The 18,702-nt window shown below is 39.4% G+C and carries 13 protein-coding genes and 1 tRNA gene; 6 read left to right on the forward strand and 8 right to left on the reverse strand.

What is annotated here, in order from left to right:
* Nucleotides 1–186: 186 nt before the first annotated feature.
* The 3 genes from rpsA to aroA all read right to left on the reverse strand — a co-directional run bounded on the left by rpsA (nucleotide 187) and on the right by aroA (nucleotide 3,994).
* Complete coding sequence (gene rpsA, locus ACKC4Y_RS09020) at nucleotides 187–1,887, reverse strand: 30S ribosomal protein S1 (RefSeq protein WP_409361390.1); 1,701 nt, start codon at nucleotides 1,885–1,887, stop codon at nucleotides 187–189.
* Between the two features lie 134 nt (nucleotides 1,888–2,021).
* Nucleotides 2,022–2,669 (reverse strand): (d)CMP kinase, encoded by a 648-nt coding sequence (gene cmk / locus ACKC4Y_RS09025; RefSeq protein WP_409361391.1) that lies wholly within the window; start codon nucleotides 2,667–2,669, stop codon nucleotides 2,022–2,024.
* Entirely contained in the window at nucleotides 2,666–3,994 is a 1,329-nt protein-coding gene (gene aroA, locus ACKC4Y_RS09030) for a 3-phosphoshikimate 1-carboxyvinyltransferase (protein ID WP_409361392.1), read from the reverse strand. Before aroA ends, cmk begins: the two co-directional genes overlap by 4 nt.
* A gap of 184 nt (nucleotides 3,995–4,178) precedes the next feature.
* Here aroA and ACKC4Y_RS09035 point away from each other — a divergent pair, with 184 nt between their 5' ends.
* The 3 genes from ACKC4Y_RS09035 (at nucleotide 4,179) to ilvD (ending at nucleotide 7,066) form a co-directional block, all read left to right on the forward strand.
* A complete protein-coding gene (locus ACKC4Y_RS09035; RefSeq protein WP_409361393.1) occupies nucleotides 4,179–4,559 on the forward strand; it encodes a TIGR02300 family protein in 381 nt (126 codons plus the stop codon).
* Between the two features lie 116 nt (nucleotides 4,560–4,675).
* A tRNA-Ala gene (locus ACKC4Y_RS09040) sits at nucleotides 4,676–4,751 on the forward strand.
* Nucleotides 4,752–5,227: 476 nt separating this feature from the next.
* On the forward strand, nucleotides 5,228–7,066 hold the full coding sequence (ilvD, locus tag ACKC4Y_RS09045) for a dihydroxy-acid dehydratase (protein WP_409361394.1): 1,839 nt from the start codon (nucleotides 5,228–5,230) through the stop codon (nucleotides 7,064–7,066).
* Nucleotides 7,067–7,423: 357 nt separating this feature from the next.
* On the opposite strand, the gene mutS is transcribed toward ilvD, so the two are convergent.
* Nucleotides 7,424–10,159 (reverse strand): DNA mismatch repair protein MutS, encoded by a 2,736-nt coding sequence (gene mutS, locus ACKC4Y_RS09050; protein WP_409361395.1) that lies wholly within the window; start codon nucleotides 10,157–10,159, stop codon nucleotides 7,424–7,426.
* A gap of 224 nt (nucleotides 10,160–10,383) precedes the next feature.
* Here mutS and ACKC4Y_RS09055 point away from each other — a divergent pair, with 224 nt between their 5' ends.
* Nucleotides 10,384–12,681, forward strand: a complete 2,298-nt coding sequence (locus ACKC4Y_RS09055; RefSeq protein WP_409361396.1) for an NADP-dependent malic enzyme — start codon at nucleotides 10,384–10,386, stop codon at nucleotides 12,679–12,681.
* Between the two features lie 51 nt (nucleotides 12,682–12,732).
* Here the strand turns inward: ACKC4Y_RS09055 and secB are convergent, their stop codons facing one another.
* Together secB and ACKC4Y_RS09065 are read right to left on the reverse strand one after the other, a co-directional pair.
* A complete protein-coding gene (gene secB / locus ACKC4Y_RS09060; RefSeq protein WP_409361397.1) occupies nucleotides 12,733–13,209 on the reverse strand; it encodes a protein-export chaperone SecB in 477 nt (158 codons plus the stop codon).
* A 141-nt stretch (nucleotides 13,210–13,350) separates the two neighbouring features.
* A complete protein-coding gene (locus ACKC4Y_RS09065; protein WP_409361398.1) occupies nucleotides 13,351–13,857 on the reverse strand; it encodes an FxsA family protein in 507 nt (168 codons plus the stop codon).
* A 181-nt stretch (nucleotides 13,858–14,038) separates the two neighbouring features.
* Here ACKC4Y_RS09065 and ACKC4Y_RS09070 point away from each other — a divergent pair, with 181 nt between their 5' ends.
* Nucleotides 14,039–14,731, forward strand: a complete 693-nt coding sequence (locus ACKC4Y_RS09070; protein WP_409361399.1) for a Tim44/TimA family putative adaptor protein — start codon at nucleotides 14,039–14,041, stop codon at nucleotides 14,729–14,731.
* A 57-nt stretch (nucleotides 14,732–14,788) separates the two neighbouring features.
* Nucleotides 14,789–15,379, forward strand: a complete 591-nt coding sequence (locus tag ACKC4Y_RS09075; protein WP_409361400.1) for a Smr/MutS family protein — start codon at nucleotides 14,789–14,791, stop codon at nucleotides 15,377–15,379.
* Nucleotides 15,380–16,337: 958 nt separating this feature from the next.
* Here ACKC4Y_RS09075 and ACKC4Y_RS09080 read toward each other — a convergent pair.
* Together ACKC4Y_RS09080 and ACKC4Y_RS09085 are read right to left on the reverse strand one after the other, a co-directional pair.
* Nucleotides 16,338–17,513, reverse strand: a complete 1,176-nt coding sequence (locus ACKC4Y_RS09080) for a MoaF-related domain-containing protein (RefSeq protein WP_409361401.1) — start codon at nucleotides 17,511–17,513, stop codon at nucleotides 16,338–16,340.
* Nucleotides 17,514–17,704: 191 nt separating this feature from the next.
* The gene (locus ACKC4Y_RS09085) at nucleotides 17,705–18,691 is read right to left on the reverse strand and encodes an Hsp33 family molecular chaperone (RefSeq protein WP_409361402.1); all 987 of its coding nucleotides are present in this window, start codon (nucleotides 18,689–18,691) and stop codon (nucleotides 17,705–17,707) included.
* Nucleotides 18,692–18,702: the final 11 nt, after the last annotated feature.

Below are 18,702 nucleotides of genomic sequence, written 5' to 3' on the forward strand. Positions count from 1 at the left end.
ATACGGTTTCTTTTTTATTCAACGGGCTGTTGGCATTTTATTTTAATAATAAGCTTTTTATTTTTATTTGGAAGTGTTTACAATTTTTTGATCAGATGATTGAAGAATTAAGAAGGTGATATTAAAAAATAAAAAAGGCCGCTAGAAAAACGAGCGACCTTACTTTTAACTATAACTCTTAATCCATTATTCTTGTTCTTGCTTTTTTAAAGCTGCACCAAGAATATCACCAAGAGAGGCGCCTGAATCTGTTGAACCATATTGAGCAACAGCTTCTTTTTCTTCTGCAATTTCTAAAGCTTTAATAGATACTGAAAGCTTGCGTGTTTTCTTATCGAATGCAGTAATGCGGGCATCAACTTTTTGACCAATAGCAAAACGTTCAGGACGTTGTTCGTCACGATCACGTGCTAAATCAGCTTTACGAATAGTTGTTTCAAGATTGTGATCAACCAATTTTACATTAATGCCATTGTCATTGATTCCAATAACTTCGCACGTCACAACAGCACCTTTGCGAAGTTCGCCAGCAGCAGCAGCTTCTCCAACTTTATCATTGGAAAGCTGTTTGATTCCAAGAGAGATCCGCTCTTTCTCAACGTCAACATCAAGAACCACGGCTTTAACAATATCGCCTTTATTGTAAGTATCAATGACTTGTTCACCAGGACGATTCCAATCAAGATCGGAGAGGTGAACCATACCATCAACATCGCCCTCAAGCCCAATGAAGAGACCAAATTCTGTTTTATTTTTAACCTCTCCTTCAATTTGTGAATTTACAGGAAATTTATTAGCGAAAGCGACCCATGGATTTTCAAATGTTTGCTTTAAACCAAGAGAAATACGCCGTTTAGAAGGATCAATTTCAAGAACAACAACTTCCACTTCTTGTGATGTAGAGAGAATTTTTCCAGGATGAACGTTTTTCTTTGTCCAACTCATTTCGGAAACATGGATTAGCCCTTCAATTCCTGGTTCGATTTCAACAAAACCACCATAATCAGTAATGTTGGTAACAGCACCAGTAATTTTTGTACCAACTGGATATCTGGTGCTGATGGTTTCCCAAGGATCATTTTCAAGTTGTTTCATTCCAAGAGAAATACGATGCGTATCTTGATTGATGCGAATGATTTGAACTTTAATAGTTTGACCAATTGTAAGAATTTCAGATGGGTGATTAACACGTCGCCACGCCATATCCGTGACATGTAAGAGACCATCAATTCCACCAAGATCAACAAAAGCCCCATAATCAGTGATATTCTTAACAACACCTTCAACGATTTGGTTTTCTTCAAGATTTTGAACGATTTCTGAACGTTGTTCAGCTCGGCTTTCTTCTAAAACAGTACGACGTGAGACAACAATATTGCCACGACGACGATCCATTTTCAAAATTTCAAAGGACTGTGAATTATGCATAAGAGGTGAAACATCGCGAATGGGACGAATATCAACTTGGCTGCGAGGCAAGAAAGCAACAGCACCATCGAGGTCGACTGTAAAGCCTCCTTTCACTTGACTAAAGATAACACCATCGACGCGTGTACCAGCATTGAATTTTTCCTCTAAGCGAATCCAGCTCTCTTCGCGCCGTGCTTTTTCACGTGAGAGAACAGCTTCACCCATCGCATTTTCAATGCGTTCAATATAAACTTCGACTTCATCTCCAACTTGTAAAGAACCGTCTTTTCCTTTAGCTCCAAATTCTTTGAGTGGAATACGTCCTTCGACTTTAAGTCCAGCATCAATAATCGCCATGTCTTTTTCGATTGCAATGACACGGCCTTTAACAACGGATCCTTCATTAAGATCATTGGTTTGGAAAGATTCCATTAAAAGGGCTTCGAAATCCGCTGTTGTGGGATTGTATTGTGACATAAGAACTCCTGATACATACCTTAATTATAAAAGGTATAAGCGCTAGGTTAGTGTTGATACGGGGTAACTTTCTGCCTTTTTTCCTTAATATAGGAAGAAAAATTAGCGCTCGGCCGGAAATCACCTTGACGACTTCATTCAATTATACGCGCTTTTATGATTGGATCAATAAAAGTGCATGCAATTGTAAATGTCGTTTCTATACTCAATTCTGACGTATCAAGCAAGTGGGCGTTATTTGCTGGTTTTAACGGGCTTTGTTTGCGGGTTATATCGCGACTGTCACGTTGTTCAAGTTGAGCTAGGATTTCATGATAATCTGCTTGAACTTCTTGTTTTAAAATTTCTTGATAGCGACGTTTTGCTCGCGTTTGAACATTGGCTAGAACATAAAGCTTAACATCAGCATCGGGGCAGACAACGGTGCCAATATCGCGTCCATCAAGAACGCTACCAGGCAAAACTTTAGTAAAGTTACGTTGTTTAGCAACAAGAATTTCACGTACAGCTGGTATAATTGCTATTTTTGAAGCGGCTTCGCCAAGTTCATGAGAAGAAAGAACAGCTGGATTTAAAGTATCAAAATCAAGTTCTTTAGCACAAGCAAGCGCACTTTTTTCATCATCAAGAGCCAATTTTTGTTGTAACAGTGCATAAGCAACACCGCGATAAGTGAGACCAGTATCGAGATGGCGAAGACAATAATGCGTAGCAATTTTTCGTGCTAATGTCCCTTTCCCTGATGCTGCTGGTCCATCAATGGCTATAACAAAAGGTTTCAAGAAAATTTCCCCCCCAGTTGTTTTATGAAAGGGACAAACTCTGGAAAGCTGGTAGAGATCATTCGTTTGTCGTCAATAGTAACAGGTTTTTCTGAGACTAACCCAAAAACCAGAAAGCACATGGCAATTCTATGATCAAGATGCGTGGTGACGTTTCCACCACCCAATCCTTTTGCGGAGCCTTTTCCATGAACAATGAGAAAATCTTTACCTTCTTCACAATTCACATTATTAATTTTTAGTCCTTGAGCAATTGCAGACAGTCGATCTGATTCTTTAACACGCAATTCTTCAATTCCTAGCATAACGGTTTTGCCTTCAGCAAAGGCTGCTGCTACTGCCAAAGCGGGATATTCATCAATCATTGATGGGGCGCGTTCTTTGGGCACAGTGACACCTTTTAGCGTTGATGTTTGAACGCGCAAATCGGCAACATCCTCTCCACCTGTTTGGCGTTGATTTAAAAGTTCAATTTGAGCGCCCATTTCCCATAATGTTTCGATAAATCCCATTCGAGAAGGGTTTATAAGAACATTTTCAAGAATAATATCAGAGTCTTCTACAAGAAGAGCTGCGATAAGTGGAAAAGCGGCAGAAGAGGGATCACCTGGGATATCAAGAGTTTGTCCAGTAAGGTGTGGTTGGCCATTGAGATGAATAAAACGTGTTCCTTTTGCATCTGTTTCTATCTCAAGTTCAGCACCAAATGCTTTTAACATTTTTTCCGTATGATCACGTGTGGGAATCGGTTCAATAACGGTCGTTGTACCCGCGGTATTGAGGCCAGCAAGGAGAATTGCTGATTTAACTTGGGCGGAAGCCATTGGAATACGGTAGCGAATCGGGTTAGCCATCTTGGGTCCATAGAGCGTTAATGGGAGATGGTCGCCATGTGTTGCTTCAATTTCAACACCCATTAATCGCAGCGGGTCTAAGATACGTCCCATTGGGCGTTTAGAAAGAGAGGCATCACCAATAAAGGTTGTTTTCATATGATAAGGACCAGTCATTCCCATAACTAAGCGGGCTCCTGTGCCAGAATTGCCGAAATCTAAAGGTTTTTGTGCAGCCAAGAGGCAGCCATTTCCGGTTCCTTGAATAATCCAGAGATCATCTTTTCTACGAATGCAGGCACCCATAGCTTGCATAGCAGCAGCTGTATTGAGAACGTCATCGCTTTCAAGCAATCCGTGGATATGTGTTTCACCACTTGCTAATCCTCCCAATATAAGGGATCGATGTGAGATTGATTTATCTCCTGGTATTGTAATTTTTCCAGAAAGACTGGTAGATTGGTAAGAAGTTATGGGTATTGCTTTTTGCATAGAAATTCTATTTATTCCATCTGAATTTTACAAGGTTATGTATCCTTTAGCACATGCTTTGAGAAGCGTCATGAGAAAATCCGTGTGGAACGACGTATTTATCTTTGACAAAGGCATTGTCTTTCGATTAAGGAGCATAAAATTTGTCTTTAATTAATGATAGATAACAAAAGAGGTACGGTTCATGGCAAAACAGGAACTTGGAACCAAACGTGTTGACCCGGAAACGGGAAAAAAGTTTTATGATCTTAATCGCGATCCTATTGTATCGCCTTATACGGGGATTTCTTATCCGCGTTCTTATTTTGAGGTTGTGGCAGCTGAAGCAAGTAGTGAGGAAGAAGTTGATACTGAAGAACTTGATACAGCGCTTGAAAAATCTGCCTTTATGCTTCTTGAAGAAGATGGGAGTGATTCTAAAGATGACGATATTCCTGATTTGGAAGATAGCGATGTGGATCTGGGTGATGATGATGACACGTTTTTATCTCACGATGAAGATGACGATGATGATGATGTTACCGGTATTCTTGGGGGTGGTGTTTCTAAGGATGACGATTCTTAAGAGAAAGAGAAGGGCATTCTTTTTATTGAATGCAAATTCTTCTTGATATTCGATTTTTCTCGTTTTAAAAAATTCCTTAAGATTGTTAACCGGCAGGGGAAAATCCGTCTTTATGTGGGGCTATAGCTCAGCTGGGAGAGCGCTTGCATGGCATGCAAGAGGTCAGCGGTTCGATCCCGCTTAGCTCCACCAAAAAGACTCTATTTGTTTAATAAAGCACCAGCATTTACTTTATTGGAGAGGTGCTACTTGTAGCCATAGTAATTGCCAAATAATAATTTTTCCGCGAATATCAAGACTGTTCTTATGGATAGCGGAGTGTATTTTCAATGGTTTATGCTTCTGTATACACTTAATTCATTATGCATTTTTGTTCGTTTATAAGATTCAAGCGATTTTATTGTCATAAAAGCGAATAAACAGGTTGGTGCTATTTTTGTGCAGCTAAAAGGCGGTTATTATAGGATTCTACGAATGATCAAGATATCATTTTTTTTAAAACTTTACTGGATTATGTGCTGTTGAAAGAGGTTTATACATGGTTTGCAATTTTGTGATTTAAATGTCTCAATAGAGACATTATTCTTTATTCATGCGCGAGAGCTCTTGTTTTTAAGGTTAGCTTGCAGCACAACAGAGAAAATGGAATTATTTGAGGGGAAAAAATAATGCCTTCTTACCGTTCAAGAATATCGACTCATGGACGCAATATGGCAGGGGCTCGTAGTCTTTGGCGTGCAACAGGGATGAAAGAGACCGATTTTGGTAAACCCATTATTGCGATTGCGAATTCTTTTACACAATTTGTACCAGGGCATGTCCATTTAAAAGATCTTGGGCAATTAGTAGCACAAAAAATAGCGGCTTCTGGTGGTGTTGCGAAAGAATTTAACACAATTGCGGTAGATGATGGAATTGCTATGGGGCACGATGGAATGCTTTATTCTTTGCCTTCACGTGAAATCATTGCTGATTCTGTTGAATATATGGTCAATGCCCATTGTGCTGATGCACTTGTCTGTATTTCCAATTGTGACAAGATTACGCCTGGTATGTTAATGGCTTCTTTACGGTTGAATATTCCAACAATCTTTGTTTCAGGTGGTCCTATGGAAGCAGGTAAGATTAAATGGAAAGATCAAAATCTGAGTGTTGATTTAGTTGATGCCATGGTTGCAGCAGCTTCAGAAAGTAACTCAGAAGAAGAAGTTGCTGAAATGGAACTTGCGGCCTGTCCTACATGTGGTTCTTGTTCAGGAATGTTTACGGCTAATTCTATGAATTGTTTAACCGAAGCATTAGGGCTTTCTCTCCCTGGAAATGGTTCAATATTAGCAACGCATGCAGACCGTCGAATGCTTTTTGAAGAAGCTGGACGACAAATTGTTGCGTTAGTTAAGCGTTATTATGAAGAAGATGATGGAACAGTTTTGCCGCGTTCTATTGCTTCGCGCAAAGCTTTTGAAAATGCAATGATTGTTGATATTGCCATGGGGGGATCAACCAACACTGTTTTACACCTTTTAGCAGCGGCACAAGAAGGTGAGGTAGATTTTACCATGACGGATATTGATCGCCTTTCGCGTCGTGTTCCTGTTTTATGCAAGGTTGCACCTGCTGTTGCCAATGTGCATATGGAGGATGTTCATCGTGCTGGTGGTATTATGGGGCTTCTGGGTGAATTAGATGCAGCTGGACTCATTGATACATCTGTTTACACGGTGCATGCGAAAACAATGAAAGAAGCTCTCAGTCGGTGGAATGTAAAACAGACAAATGAAACAACGACTCATGAATTCTATCGCGCTGCCCCAGGTGGTATTCCAACGCAAACAGCTTTTAGCCAATTTTGCCGTTATGATACCCTTGATCTTGATCGTGAAAAAGGTGTAATCCGCGATATTGAACATGCTTATTCGCAAGATGGAGGATTGGCTGTTCTTTATGGAAATCTTGCAGAAGATGGTTGTATTGTAAAAACAGCAGGTGTTGATCAGTCGATTTTAACCTTTAAAGGTCCAGCAAGGATTTTTGAGAGCCAAGATTCAGCTGTTTCGGCGATTTTAACCGATAAAATTAACTCAGGTGATATCGTTTTAATCCGTTATGAAGGTCCACGCGGTGGACCTGGAATGCAAGAAATGCTCTATCCCACGAGCTATCTCAAATCCAAAGGATTAGGAAAAGTTTGTGCACTTGTAACCGATGGTCGATTTTCTGGAGGATCTTCAGGGCTCTCGATAGGACATATTTCACCAGAAGCAGCTGAAGGAGGTGCAATTGCTCTGGTAGAAGAGGGAGATATAATAGAAATAGATATTCCTAATCGCACTATTCATATGTTGGTAGATGATATTGAGATTATACGCCGTCGTGCCAAAATGGAAGAAAAAGGAAATGCCGCTTGGCAACCGATTGAGGAGCGTAAGCGTAAAGTTTCAAAGGCGCTTAAAGCTTATGCAGCTATGACAACTTCTGCTGCTAAGGGTGCAGTTCGGAGCATATGATTTAAGTGAGGTATCCAGTTTGTAAAAGATGCATGGGGAGGGAGGGATTTTATGATGCATTATTTCATAATATTCCAAGTTAATTATTTTACATGCTCCGGAAGAATATTTTAAACCAGATGGGTAAGATTTTAGCAAAAAGGTAAAAGTGGAGTGATACGATTATTGAGCGTTATGAATTTCTTTTTTGTATAAAAACAAAAAATTGGTTTCAGAAGGTATTGCGCTATTGTTTTCTCAGCATTGACTTTAGTGCTTCTTAAGAGACATCGCGTAAAAGCGATGATAATACAGTGAAGAATCAATGCGAATTAAACTCTCAAGAGAAAACACCCTCTTTGATTTCCTATAAATGATTTAGTGTTTTTCTAGTTGTTTGAGGTGATAAAGTGCTTCTAAAGCTTGCTTAGGAGAGAGCTCATCAGGATGGATGTTTTCTAATGCTTCCTGAAGTGCACAATATGTTTGTGTTTCTTGATTAACAGGAGGTATACCCTTAAGAGAGAATAGTGGTAGGTCGTCAATTAATTTATGTCCTTTTCCAGCCATTTCACTTTGCTCTAATTGATGGAGAACATTTGTAGCACGTGTAATAACCGCTGCGGGAAGTCCAGCAAGCTTTGCAACTTGTACTCCGTAAGATCGGTCAGCAGCTCCCGGTGTCACTTCATGAAGAAAAACAACCTCGCCATTCCAATTTTTGACTTTCATTGTTACATTATGGAGGCGGTTAAGCTTCTCGGTAAGCGCTGTCATTTCATGAAAATGTGTGGCGAGAATAGCACGACACTGATTAACTTCGTGAAGATATTCAACAGCTGCCCAAGCAATTGAAAGTCCATCAAAAGTTGATGTCCCCCGCCCGATTTCATCGAGAATAACAAGGGAATGGTGGCTTGCATGATTAAGAATCGTTGCTGTTTCGACCATTTCCATCATAAAGGTTGAGCGCCCTCGTGCGAGATCGTCAGAAGCACCAACACGACTAAATAAGCGATCAACAACGCCAATATGCGCTGAAGTGGCTGGAACAAAAGAACCCATTTGCGCCATAATAGCGATGAGAGCATTTTGTCGCAAGAAAGTTGATTTTCCTCCCATGTTGGGGCCTGTCAACAGCCAGATTGCTGCATATTGATGATTTTCTTGCACAGAGAGGTCGCAGTTATTGGCAACAAAGGGTTCTGCTGCTTGCTTTCGAAGTGCTTGCTCTACAACAGGATGACGTCCTGCGATGATATGAAAGGTAAGTGACTGATCAATTTTAGGACGACAATATCCTTGTTCTTCAGCAAGATGCGCTAAAGCAACGGAGACATCCAAAATAGCAAGCGCTTCGGCAGCTTTACGAATAAAGTCAGCCTGCTCAGTAATTTCATGAACAAGAGTGTCAAAGATTTCCAGCTCAAGGGTCAGTGCATGGTTAGCTGCATGGGCAATACGGCTTTCCAGTTCGGCAAGTTCAGTAGTAGTAAAACGCATAGCGTTTGCCATTGTTTGTCGGTGAATAAAACGCGCTTTTGCCTGTGAGGTATTTGTGAGAGCTGATGCTTGTAAATTGGTTACTTCAATGAAATAGCCTAGGATATTGTTATGCTTTATTTTGAGTGTTTTAATATCTGTTTCTTGGGCATATTTTGTTTGAAGTTCAGCAATAACACGGCGTGATTCATCGCGTAGAGCGCGCATTTCATCGAGTTCTTGGTGATAATGGGGACGAATAAAACCACCATCGCGTTTAAGCAAAGGGAGATCATCAGCCAATGCCTGCTCTAAATGCAAATGCAAGGCAGCGGGTAAATGTGAGAATACTCCTTGTACATCACTTATTTCCTCTGGAAGCAATTCATTGTTAAGAAGCTGATTAAGTTGACAAATAATTTCAAAACCACGCTGAATCGCAGCCATATCACGCGGTCCTCCTCGACCAAGAGCCAAACGTGAAACTGCGCGAGGCATATCTGGCCCCCCTTTTAAAATGAGTTTTATAGCTTCTGCAAGAGATGTACTACGCAGAAAAAAGGCAACCGAATCTAAGCGCTTATCAATAGCCGAAGGTATCGTTAAGGGAGCAATAAGGCGGTCGACAAGAAGGCGTGATCCTCCTCCTGTTACAGTACGATCAATAGCTTTTAATAAACTTCCATCACGTTGACCGGATGTCGTTCGAATAAGCTCAAGGCTTAGCCTCGTTGCAGCATCAATGAAAAGGGTAGCACTCTCATTTTGGCGCTCAGGGCGCATAAGAGGAGGGCGGTGAGTAATTTGTGTTTTTTCGATATAACGAATAGCAGAAGCGATTGCAGAAAGTTCTGGACGCGAATAATCGGCAACACCTTCAAGGGTTGAGAGTTTAAAATAATTGCAAATATCCCGTTCAGCGGTGATTGTGTCAAAAAGACTAGCGGGTTGCGGTGAAGCGATACGATCAAGAACATTAAAAAGCGATTTATGAGATTTATCATGGAAAAAGGAATCGGCGACAATGATTTCCTGTGGATCCACACGCATAATGTCTGCTAAAAGTTTTTCATGGCGGCTTTCTGTTACACGAAATATACCTGTTGAGATATCAATCCAAGAAAGGGCAAATTCCTCTCCGTCGCTAGTTTTTATGCGGGCAAGTGTCATCAAATAATTTGCGCGTGTTGGATCAAGAAGCTTTTCTTCTGTTATGGTCCCAGGTGTGACAAGGCGCACAACATCTCGCCGAACAACTGATTTTGAACCGCGCTTTTTCGCTTCTGCAGGATCTTCTGTCTGTTCACAAACAGCAACACGATAACCGTGAGCAATGAGTTTTTGCAAATAATCATCAGCAGCATGAACGGGAACACCACACATAGGAATATCTTCACCTAAATGTTTTCCACGTGTTGTGAGTGTAATTCCTAAAGTCTGAGCTGCTTCGATTGCGTCATTAAAAAATAACTCATAAAAGTCACCCATACGGTAAAAGAGCAGGGAATCATTATTAACTGCTTTGATTTCTATATATTGCTCCATCATTGGTGTAAGGCGCTGTTGATGAAGAGCAGATGAGGAAGACGGCTGTGGGATTGAATTACTTTTATGCTCGTTGTTTTTATCCATTTTTACGTGCCTGTTTTCTTCAAGTGAAGCTTGGATGCCCTTTTTTGTTTACTTCAATGTTTATCTTCATTATCTCTATTATCTTTGAATTGAAACGCATGAACATGAACAGGTCTACCAGAGCAAGCATAGCGACTTCTAGCATATGAATCAAATTTAAAAATCGGATAATGACAGACATTATCGAACATAGTTTGCACTATTTTTGGAGAAAATGAAGTGAGATGAAAAAAAGTGAACAGGATCAGAAAACGCATCAAATGGTTTATAGTACTAGTGAGCGAGAAGCGCTTGATTTTCATAGCCGTGGTCGACCAGGTAAACTTGAAATTGTTGCCACAAAGTCCATGGCAACGCAGCATGATTTAGCACTTGCTTATTCACCAGGAGTTGCTGTTCCAGTGAGAGCAATTGCTCAAAATCCAGTGCTGGCTTATGATTATACGGCAAAAGGCAATCTTGTCGCTGTTATATCAAATGGGACTGCTATTTTAGGTTTAGGTAATTTAGGAGCATTAGCATCTAAGCCGGTGATGGAAGGCAAAGCCGTACTTTTTAAGCGCTTTGCGGATATTGATGCAATTGATCTGGAAGTTGATACGAATGACACGGAAAGTTTTATCAATTTAGTGCGTCATTTAGAGCCTTCTTTTGGCGGTATTAATCTTGAAGACATTAAAGCACCTGAGTGTTTTATTATTGAGAGTCGCTTACGCGAGATCATGAATATTCCTGTTTTTCATGACGATCAACATGGTACAGCAATCATTGTGGCCGCTGGTGTGCTCAATGCTTTATATTTAACTGGACGCAATATGCAAAATACGCGGTTAGTTTGTAATGGTGCTGGTTCTGCAGGAATTGCTTGTATTGAACTCATTAAGGCAATGGGATTTCGACCTGAAAATATCATATTATGTGATACTAAGGGTGTTGTCTATGAAGGTCGTGAAGAGGGGATGAATCAATGGAAGTCTGCTCATGCTATTCGAACCGATAAACGCACTCTCGCTGAAGCGATGGAAGGTGCTGACATGTTTTTTGGGGTTTCTGCTAAAGGCGCAATTACTTCTGAGATGGTAAAATCGATGGCACCTCAACCGATTATTTTTGCCATGGCTAATCCTGATCCAGAAATTACGCCGGAAGAAGTTATGCTGGTGCGTCATGATGCCATTGTAGCGACAGGTCGTTCCGATTATCCAAATCAGATTAATAATGTTCTTTGCTTTCCTTATATCTTTCGTGGTGCGCTTGATGTGCGTGCAACAGTCATCAATGAGGATATGAAAATTGCTGCTGCAAAGGCTTTGGCAGATTTGGCTCATGAGGAAGTTCCTGACAGCGTTGCGGAAGCTTATCGTGGAAAGCGATTAAAATTTGGTCCGAATTATATCATTCCTGTTCCTTTTGATCCGCGTTTGTTTACTGTTGTTTCAATGGCGGTGGCAAAAGCAGCGATGGAAAGTGGTGTTGCGCAAAGGCACATTGATGATTTAGAGGCTTATGAGCGTGATTTGAATGCAAGACGTGATCCTATTTCATCGATGATGCGTGGTGTTTATAATCATGTTCGTCAAGCACCAAAACAAATTGTTTTTGCAGAAGGTGAAGAAGAGCAGGTAATGCGAGCCGCTGTTTCTTACGTTCATCAAAAACTAGGGCAGGCGATTTTAATTGGTCGTGAAGAGCAAGTTAAGGAAACTGCTGCTGTTGCTGGTATTGATCTTCAGCGTGAAGGCATTTCTATCATGAATGCTAAGCTCTCCTGTCGCACGGATGCTTACGCTGATTATCTTTATAAGAAAATGCAGCGCCAAGGTTGGCTGTTACGTGATTGTCATCGTCGTATCAATAATGATCGCAATTATTTTGCTGCTTGTATGGTGGCATTAGGGGATGCTGATGCAATGGTGACAGGGGTTACACGCAATTATGAAACAGCATTGATTGATATTCGCCGAGTGATTGCTGAGAAACCAAAAGAACGGTTGATTGGTATTTCGATGGCAATTTGCCGTGGGCGAACTGTGTTTATTGCGGATACAGCTGTTTACGAAAAGCCAAATGCTGAAGAACTTGCTGATATAGCGGAACAGACAGCTTCTTTTGTTCGTGGGTTTGGATATCAACCACGGGTAGCATTTGTAGCATTTTCTACTTTTGGCTATATGAAAGGATCGGTTACACAACATATTCAAGATGCTGTTAATATTTTACATGAACGCAATGTTGATTTTGAGTTTGATGGAGAAATGAGTGCTGATGTGGCTCTTAATTCAAAATTGATGCAACAGTATCCTTTTATAGGATTAAAGGAACCTGCTAATATTTTAGTGATGCCTGGATATCATGCATCTTCCATTGCAAGTAAAATGTTGCAAGAGCTTGGTGAAGCAACCATTATCGGCCCTATTTTGATTGGATTGGAAAGATCTGTCCAAATTGTTCCGTTTAGTGGAAGTGATACGGATGTTGTTAATATTGCAATGCTTGCCGCTTATCATGCGAAGAAGCTGTAAAAAATGAAAGGCCTCTAATGTTTTAGGGCCTTTTTGTTTAAAAATGAATTTTTAGGATGGTTTTGTTTTGCTATTTTTTTGTTCTTCAGCAACGCGTTTTTGAAAGAGTGCTGCAAAATCAATTGGGTCAATCCACAAAGGTGGAAATCCACCATTTTGGGTGGCATCAGATATGATTTGCCGAGCAAATGGGAACAAGAGACGGGGACATTCAATAAAAACGAGCGGCATCACATGCTCTTGTGGAATATTTTCAAGATGAAAAACACCACCGTAAATAAGCTCTACATGAAACAGTACTTCAGTGTCATCATTGGCTTTGACCGAAAGGGACAAAATGACATCATAATTGTCATCACCAATTGGATTAGCGTTGACATTAATATTGATATCGATTTTTGGTGCTTTTTCTCGCGGATGTAGTGAGCGAGGGGCGTTTGGATTCTCAAATGAAAAATCTTTCAAATATTGAGTCAATACAGCAAAAACTGGCTCTCCACCATTGTTGTTAATTTCACCTTCGGCCATACTAAAAACCTCTCATCATAATGTATGTATTTCTAATTTAGATCTAAAGATTAAGGCTGGTTATCATGCCTTGCAAAAGGTTGCAAGGAATGCTCTCATTGACTTGATGATTTTTTTAGTTCGTTACAATTTTTTGGCATTTCAAGGATTATCATCATTTTTACGCCATGGAGATTCCGTGGTATCATGAATTTTGTAGTCTTCTGCTTTAAGATCAATTATTTTTTCAGAATCATTTTGAGCGGTGGTATTGTTTTTAGTGTGCGTGTTCATTTTATTTCTAAGTGATGAAAACAAATGCCAGACAACAGTACGGATTGGTTTAATAAGAAGTAATATTCCCAAAATATCGCTTACAAAGCCAGGAAGAATAAGCAAAATTGCACCAATAATAATGAAGGCATCATTAATGGTGTCATTCCTCAAAGGAGGTCTTTGAATAAGTTCACGTTGTATATTTTTTAAGAGACTAAGCCCTTGAATTCGTAATAAAATGCTTCCAGCCATTGTTGTTAAAATGATCAAACTCAAAGTTGCTAAAATTCCGATTTCTTTTCCCACAAAGATAAAACCGGCGATTTCCACTAAGAAAGCGCCAAGAGCGATAATGATAAAAAAGCGAGGATTTATAGGATAAGACTTGATCACATAAAAATTCCATTTTGTAAGGTTTGGGGCAAAAAATTATAGGAACTATTATTTTTACTTTAAAATTAGGGCTATAAAAATATTTGAATAGTAGATTCCATGTTTTACATGTTTATTGATAAATGATATTGACAGCAAGGTTTATTACAGATCATCTTAGGTTTGGAGATTGACAGCGCCCATGGAATTTGACGTCGTACTTTTTGTAGCTCTTGTTATTATGGTTGTTGTTTTTGTGCAACTTCGTAATGTATTAGGAAAACGGATTGGTTTTGAAAAGCCTCCCTTTGATCCTTATTCCGGTAATTCTAAAAAACAGATCGAGACAGAAACGACAGACAATATCGTTTCGTTCCCTCATCAAGGTAATTCACAAAAAGACGATTTTAGCGAAATTAATGCAATTTCACCAGAGGGAAGTGCACTGAATAAAGGTTTGCGCGCGCTTCGCCAAAGTGATCCTCATTTTTCTCCTCAATTTTTTATAAAAGGTGCTCAAGTTGCTTATGAAATAATTGTGACGGCTTTTGCTAAAGGTGATCGCGATCAACTTAAGAGATTGCTTTCTCGGAATGTTTTTGAGAGTTTTAGTGCTGCCATTGAACAACGCGAAAAAAACAATGAAAGAGTCCAATTTACTTTTGTTGGAATTAATAAGATCGAATTTATCAAGGCAGCAATGCAAGACACAGAACAATTTTTGACAGTGCGGATTATCAGTGAAATGATTTCTGTAACCTATAATGAGCAGGGAGAGCGTATAGATGGTGATCCTGATGCTATTGTTGAGATTAGGGATGTTTGGACTTTTGTTCGCAACAGTTTATCGTCAGATCCCAACTGGAAGCTTTTTGCAACGGAAGATGAAAATTAAGGCGTTTTTCATCCATAAGATCGTATCAATAAAGTTTATGAGAGATTGAAGGTTCCAATGTCCACGGGTGAATGGAGACAAAAAAAGGATCCATTGGTTCCACAGGACCGTCTGCTATGGGAGATGGTTTGCCGCACAATAATACCGTTTCATGATACGGCTCATTCTTCTATTGTGAAAGATGCTGCAAATATCGACAATAAAAAACAGCACGGAACACAAATCCCCCCATTGATTCAAGCAGATCAAAAGAGATCAACAGTGGTTAAAAGAGAAAAGAGGACGGTTGCACAAACACCAGAGGTCTCTTTCTTCGATCGTGTTGTACATCGTAAAATTGCCAAGGGGCATTATCCTCTAGAGGCTCGTCTTGATCTTCATGGGTATGGGCAGGAAGAAGCCTATTTTTTCTTGAAAAAATTTCTACAATCATCTCAACAAAAAGGATTACGTTATGTACTTGTGATAACAGGGAAAGGTCGGTCACATGGGAGTGATGGTATTTTGTATCAGTTTGTCCCTCACTGGTTGTCAACGCCGGCTTTTCGATATTATGTTCATGCATTTGAGCAAGCTTCTCGTCAGCATGGTGGTTGTGGAGCGCTGTATATTCGATTGCGCCGTTTTGTGCCAGAAAAAGAGGTATGATGCTGTTTGGCTGTTTTAGATTCAATATTGGTTTCATCAGATATATTACTTTGCAGGCAATGATATCCTCTTTTCGATATAATCAACTATATAGCCAATACACCTAGCATTGCAGATGTTTTTGGGTATTTGTGCGCTTTTTTATTATTTTTTGTATAGTTGCAAGAGCAACAAAATTGGAAAACATAAATTAGAGATAATCGGACTATTAAAATGAAAGAATGGTTTAGGAAGAACTGCGTTGATTATAATCTTTACGCTCGTTTCTCATACTATGATGTGCGTGTTTTTTTTGGGGTACATATCTTTAAGCTAGAGCATTGAATAGGATTGAGCTGCAGATTGTTAAGGTGAATTATATCGTTTTTAATTGTTAGTATGCTGGATGTAATAGTTTTCAAAGAGATAGAACAGATTGGCTTCAGCTTTGATTATATATATTATCATTGACAGTTTACCACGTGTGATCGATTTTTCTTTCAGAACTATCTATGGCTGAAAATTTCGTGCTAATTCTAATATAGCTTAGACCATATAATAGGAAACTTATGAAATTTATTGATAAGGCGTATGTATATTAAAAAAATCCCCCGAAATCTTTTTTCATTATTAATCATAAAATTGCAAAGATGGTGATAGAAGATAATGCGAGCGACGGTTTGTGTCATATACCGTAATGCCTGTACTTGCTGCGAGCATTATGTAAGGTCTGATTTTTCAGAAGCTGAAGGAATAGGGAAAAGAATTTCACCAAACCAATAAGGAAGTGATAACAGTAGAAAAGATTGAATATGTTACAGTGGGGGGTAAGGAGTTTACACAATAAATAAGAAAATTAATATTAGCATAGAGCTAATGAGCGCAGGAAATATACAAAATACAAAGAGGTGTACGCATTAGCCCTTTGTAGATACAAAAAAGAAAAATAGAAAGCAGATATCTACTTTCTATAGATATGTCATTGAATTTTGATTGTTCCTTTCATATGGGTGAATGAATTATCTTCTGCCGCGATATTAGTATAGACTGTTCCTGTATTCCAATCTTGAACATGAACAACATTAGAATTCGTTTTAGGCTCATGCCAATAAACCATGAATACATTTTTACTGACTTCAAGTGCGGTATATTCCACTGTATCTTCGTTGCCTTTAAAGGCGCCAGATGTTCCTTTAAATGACATTCTCCGGTTATCATGGAAGTTAAGTTCAAAAACAGCTTCACCAAAGTTCACTTCTGCTACTTTGCCAATAGGGGGATAAGGATTGTTTATATGCCAAGGAGTTTCACCGGTAAAAGCTTTTGCTCCAGAGTCAAGAGATTGTTGACCAGGAAGATCGGGATATTTTTTCTCCATATCAGAAATAATGCCGGAAGAGTCCTTATGTAAAAGAGCAGCATTTTTGTAGTCAGTAAGATATTTTTTTACAAAATCAAGCGATGTCGGAGATGTATCATTTTTAATATAGTGTCCAGGAATGACCTTTTCTGGTTTCAGTGATTGCATATCCTCAATACGCTTGATCCACAAATCAATATCCTGAATGTTTGATGTATCAGCCATCCAAATATGCCCGCCGGTCGATATTGAAACGCCGCCAAGTACGGTTTTCAGGGAAGGGATCCATAGGTAACTGTGTGCTGTATCATTTCCATCCTGTCGAATATCGATATCTTGACCATCAATAATCAATTGATGAGAGGTTACAGCATCAGGAATATATAATTCTTCTGGAGCATCAGTTCCCATTGTTTCTTTCCACACGTTTCTCTTCGCATCTTTGGTAGCAGAAATTAGATACGCTGTTTGTGCAGTTGATATTATTTGTGCTTGAGGGAACGCTTTTTTAATTTCATGTAGTCCAAAATAATAATCAGGGTCACTATGTGAGATAAAAATATATTTTAGATTTTTTTTCGATTTTTTAATCATATCAACAAGGTGTTGAGCGTACTTTTTTTGAAATTGCGCATCAATGAGTATAGCCTCGTGATCGCCATAAATTAGCGTGGATGTAACAGGAAAAATGGCTTCAGCACCAGGATTAAAAGTTTTCAGTTCTAATGTGGAGGCTGAAGCTATTGTAGATAGAGCCAATGAAGTGAGAAATAGTGCGTTGGCTAGTTTTTTCATTTGAAGCCCTCCTTCTTTAAGGTTGCTTACTCTTTAACCTATAGAAGTTATAAGCTAAGACCTCAAGTGAATTATTTTTATTTTTTTTTGGCATTTTGCTTGCTTTAGGGAGTAGAGGTTCCTATTAACTCTAGCTTGAAACTAGTTTGTTTCTCTTAGTAAGCTCTTATTGCTGATTTATAGGATTGAATTTATATTTTAAAACGGTAAGTTGTTGAACAAAATTCACATGTGACTGAAATATAATTATTTTCAACCATTTTGTTACGTTCTTCAGTGGGAAAGCTTTCCAGTATTTTTTTAATTTTTTCGCGCGAACAGGAACATTGATCGACAAGAGCAATGGGGTTAAAAACTCTGACACCTTGTTCATGGAAAAGACGAAACAATAGCCGTTTACTGCCGACTTGGGGATCGGTCAATTCCGCATTTTCAATGGTTGCTGTTAGCGCTTTGGTTTCTTGCCATTGGTTTTCAAATTGGGCACGGGTTTTAGTTACCTCTGGTTTTTTATTGGGTTCATATATTTTATGATGAGAGGATACTTGGGGTAAAAGTTGGGTCAAAAGTCCTCCTGCTCGCCAACTTTTCTGTGGCTTTCCTTTTTGATCGCGGTTGATCAATATAGCGACCGCCAAACGGATATCGGTGGGAATTTGCTCTGATTGGTCAAAATAGGCACAGGAGGCTTCTTGTAAATTTGATTCATCTAATGCGACTATCCCCTGATAGGGTTGCGTGTGGGCACCTTGATGAATTGTGAAAGCTAAAGTGCCTTTTCCCAGTAGTATTTCTGAAGAGATTTGATTGTTGGCGATTGCTTGTTTTAACTTTTCTTTATCAAAACGCGCGTATCCACGTAGATTGGAAGGGGGAGAGAAGTCACACACCAACATATTAACCGGCCCATCGGAATGGGTTTGTAAAATAAATTTCCCATTAAGTTTTAGAGAGGTCCCAAGCAAAACGGTCAAGACTAAAGCCTCTGCTAGAAGGTAAGAAACCGGTTCAGGATATTGATGTCTTGTGAGAATAGAATTTAAAGTTTCCCCAAGTTGTACAGCACGTCCACGGATATCAAGTTCTTCGACTTGAAAGGGAAGAACGGCATCATCTTCACTCAAATAGATGTTATTGAGAGAGGCTTCATCTTTGGCTTGTTCGCATTCTTCGCTCATATCTTTGCCTG

The organism is Bartonella heixiaziensis (genome assembly GCF_046245125.2).
GTDB lineage: Bacteria > Pseudomonadota > Alphaproteobacteria > Rhizobiales > Rhizobiaceae > Bartonella > Bartonella heixiaziensis.

Coding starts and splice junctions, on each gene's coding strand:
- rpsA (WP_409361390.1), bottom strand. CDS start 1,887: ATGTCACAATACAATCCCACAACAGCGGATTTCGAAGCCCTTTTAATG.
- aroA (WP_409361392.1), bottom strand. CDS start 3,994: ATGCAAAAAGCAATACCCATAACTTCTTACCAATCTACCAGTCTTTCT.
- ACKC4Y_RS09035 (WP_409361393.1), top strand. CDS start 4,179: ATGGCAAAACAGGAACTTGGAACCAAACGTGTTGACCCGGAAACGGGA.
- ilvD (WP_409361394.1), top strand. CDS start 5,228: ATGCCTTCTTACCGTTCAAGAATATCGACTCATGGACGCAATATGGCA.
- mutS (WP_409361395.1), bottom strand. CDS start 10,159: ATGGATAAAAACAACGAGCATAAAAGTAATTCAATCCCACAGCCGTCT.
- ACKC4Y_RS09055 (WP_409361396.1), top strand. CDS start 10,384: ATGAAAAAAAGTGAACAGGATCAGAAAACGCATCAAATGGTTTATAGT.
- secB (WP_409361397.1), bottom strand. CDS start 13,209: ATGGCCGAAGGTGAAATTAACAACAATGGTGGAGAGCCAGTTTTTGCT.
- ACKC4Y_RS09070 (WP_409361399.1), top strand. CDS start 14,039: ATGGAATTTGACGTCGTACTTTTTGTAGCTCTTGTTATTATGGTTGTT.
- ACKC4Y_RS09075 (WP_409361400.1), top strand. CDS start 14,789: ATGTCCACGGGTGAATGGAGACAAAAAAAGGATCCATTGGTTCCACAG.
- ACKC4Y_RS09080 (WP_409361401.1), bottom strand. CDS start 17,513: ATGAAAAAACTAGCCAACGCACTATTTCTCACTTCATTGGCTCTATCT.
- ACKC4Y_RS09085 (WP_409361402.1), bottom strand. CDS start 18,691: ATGAGCGAAGAATGCGAACAAGCCAAAGATGAAGCCTCTCTCAATAAC.